This window comes from Fructilactobacillus sp. X7R9C1, assembly GCF_059901005.1.
The window spans coordinates 1-3356 of record NZ_JBWXVG010000022.1 but is presented as its reverse complement, the minus strand read 5'-3'; the positions used below and the strand labels follow the sequence as shown (position 1 = coordinate 3356).

At 39.3% G+C, this 3356-nt stretch carries 4 protein-coding genes; all 4 read right to left on the bottom strand.

The features are described 5' to 3' along the window. Positions 1-1268: terminase TerL endonuclease subunit (locus AC6UD0_RS07080; protein ID WP_500708639.1), on the bottom strand; the 1268-nt coding region annotated here is incomplete at its 3' end. Positions 1269-1284: 16 nt separating this feature from the next. Next, entirely contained in the window at positions 1285-1740 is a 456-nt protein-coding gene (locus AC6UD0_RS07075) for a phage terminase small subunit P27 family (RefSeq protein ID WP_500708638.1), read from the bottom strand. Between the two features lie 123 nt (positions 1741-1863). After that, a complete protein-coding gene (locus AC6UD0_RS07070; RefSeq protein WP_500708636.1) occupies positions 1864-2376 on the bottom strand; it encodes an HNH endonuclease in 513 nt (170 codons plus the stop codon). Positions 2377-2864: 488 nt separating this feature from the next. After that, complete coding sequence (locus tag AC6UD0_RS07065; protein ID WP_500708634.1) at positions 2865-3284, bottom strand: ArpU family phage packaging/lysis transcriptional regulator; 420 nt, start codon at positions 3282-3284, stop codon at positions 2865-2867. Between the last annotated feature and the right edge of the window lie 72 nt (positions 3285-3356).

Here is a 3356-nt window from a genome sequence, read left to right as displayed (position 1 = left end):
TTACCCTCTTTATCCTCGTATGGATAAACAAAACCAAACGCCGTGTTATCGCTCATCATCGAGTAATCGAACCCGACGTAAACGGTTCGGCCATCAATGTTAAAGTCCGGAATGACAGCGCGTTCAATATCCTCAAGTTTGAGAAAACTATCAGTGGAGTTCTCTAACCAGAGGTTCATATTCTTATTTTGAAAATCAATGACTTTACCGCTCAGGACTTTACCATTTCGTTCTGAAACCAGTCCATCTAGTAAGGTTTCCTTTTGTGATGGTAAATAAAGCAGTGGATTACTTTTCGCCCACTGCATGTAGTCGTCGTGTTCCGGAAAGGTTTCGGTCTTACTATCTTGAGCCCAGATTAAACAGAGCTGGTCATCAGCTTGGCGACTCCAATCCTCTTCCATGGCTTGGACCACGATATCCTGGTCCCGTTTAAATGGAACTGACGGATCAGGATAACTCGTACTAATTTCAACTAGTAAAGAATTAGGCACTTTAATTTGTCCGGAAGTTATTTTCGATAATCCAACATCATCTTTAATTTCTCCAATTTCATCAGTAACGGCAAGTTTGTAGTGATTACTATCAAACTTTCCAGATTCGAAAGAAGTCGTGTGAATGGTGTTGTTATTGTTTTTCATCACAATTTTTCGATACTGAATTGATAGACCGGTCTTTAGTGCAAAGCCCTTAAACGGTTGATTCTGAACGATTTGCTCTAACATATGAGACACATACCCATAGAGCTTCATGGTCTGATCAGTATTAATAGAAGATATTAAAAAATCCTGGTTAGATAGCCCCAGGGTTTCAAATAAGAATGAGTAACATTCCAGAATTGCACACAGATAAGTCTTACCCTGTCCACGCCCAACCGATAAAATTAGCTTAGTAAAACGAGTTGCACCGTCTTTAGTACCGTCGTCTCGACGCCATCCTTTGAGTTGACCAAAGATAAACTCTTGCCAGGACATCAGCTTAGTCGGTCGACCAGTGTCGACGTTTGGACAAATGCTAGCAAACTTTAAAATGTTTTTCTCTTTGTCCACATCAAAGTAGTAAGGAAAGTCTGAATTTCCTTGCCGTTGTAAATCGCGCAAATGACGAAAACAAGCTAACTTCATTTTGTATCCGGCAATGTATTTGCCGTCCATCACATCAAACGCATAAGTAGTAGCAGGGTCAGTGTATTGTTTGCGAATATCATCAAAATCGATACTTTGATAGACTTCATCAACGTTCTTTTTTCTCGTTAAATCAATTCGCAATTAATACACCACCTTTCTATTTAAAGAAGTCACTCATTGTTTTAGCTGTATCGTCGCCGTCATCATCTGAATTCAATATCTTTTCTAATTCGCTTCGTGATTTTGGCGATAAGCCTAATTCTGAACCAATCTTGGTTAGATTCTTTTGTGCATCACTATAGATCGACGTCATTGGATTTCGTTTATAACCAGTGAAGTCCGATCCAATCGCTTCACCAGCTGCATTTTGTACTGTTTTAAAAATCGCTTGAACTTCACCGTTCTCACGAATATGTTTATAAGCATCTCGATAGATTTCGTACTGACTGGCATACTGCTCAATCAGGTTTTCGTCTGATTCTTTAACGTTTCCTTTTGCTTTTAAATAACGCGCAACTTTACGCCACGTATTTTTAGCAATTCGACCTAAATAAGCAGGAGGCTGAACTGGTAAAAGACCGTCAGCACTACGCTTATTCGATTTTCTGACCATCAGGTACCACCTCCTTGATTTTGCCGAACCCCCCCTAGTTAAAAATTTTCAAAAACGACTTTTACACAAGCAAAGGGCAATGTGTGAGCTCTTGCCTTACTCGCAGTAGGGGCGGGGGTGTTTTTAATATTCTTTCATTAAAAATGAAATCATCTCGACGTTTTCGATGGGGTTCACCTTTTTTATTTCATGGTCTTTTCCTGTTCCATAGTATTTTTGTTCCCATGCTGTTTTCTTTTTATGACACTTCCGACATATGGTTGCAAGATTGCTTTTTTGATCCTTTTTATCACTGTCGAATTCAATTGGAACAATATGGTCAACGGTTCGACAGTTATACGTTAACGTCCCTAAAGCCCTACAGTACCTACAGGTATAGTGGTCACTAGCAAGCGTCTGACGCCTTAGGGTAACCCATGCTTTCGTGCGGTAGAACTCGTACTGTGATTGCTTGACCTCAGACCGATTGCGATCGACCAAGTTGTATCGATGTTGATAGCTCTTTGGTTTGTTCGCCCACTTCTTTCTTGAGTCAAGATAAGGCTGCTCAAACTCTTTGTGTTGCTCACAGTAGTAAGTATTGATTGGTATTGTGTTATGACAATTAGGATAGCGACAACGATGTACTCGTGGCATTCCTTTATTCCTCCAATAAAAAAGAACCTAGGAGTATGCCTAGATTCTTTAACGATGTTACTACCACAATAGATTAGATTATTCGATGTTACCAAAGGAAGTGAGAAAGGTGTGGTAGTACAGTGTAAGTAAGGGTTACCTTACTAAAGGTGTAGGTCGGAGTTGCACCGACAGATATCTGTATTTACACCTTGCATCAACACTCTCAGGTATTGATACCAATAACATAGACAGGAGTCGAACCTGTCTCATACTATCCGTAGTATGTTGCCATAGATTTTAGAGAGTCATACCATGGCTTGGTATGGAGAAGATATAGAACCCGGTCAGTAACAAAATGTTTAATAGATCACTTGAAGGCATGACTTGGTATGGGAAACTATAGAACCCGGTCAGGGTTAACTGTGGCATATCTAACTATTCCACTTTACTAATATAACCCGTTCAGTGTATGAATGTGTCCCAGTTCTGTCCCAAGATTGTCCCATCTAATTATAGTAATGTAGCTTAACTAATGGACACAGTTCAGCGAAACATAGTAGTGCTTGTTCTTTCAATCGATACATCTGACTTCTACCAATGTGTAGCTTCATTGCAACAGCGATACCACTGTCTAAAGGTTTGATGTATGAATAAGTTAATACTAATTGATATGATTCATCAGTCATGGATTTAATCACACCTTCGACTAACTCACAATAGTTATCAGCATAAGAATACTTAATGTACTTATCCTCTTGACCATTCATCCCACTGTTGCCTTTCGGCATGTCATCCATCAAAGGAGATGATAAATCAGCTAACTTACCTCTGATGCGAATATTGTTATAGTGATCGTAGCTTTCTAATACATGTTTAGCGTCTTCAATTGCTTGTTCATGATTATATTTATCAATTGATAATTTCATTCAATATCTCCTTTGCGAGTGATATACTAGACAACAAAGGGATATTTCATAGGTTGCCACCACATTGAGGGA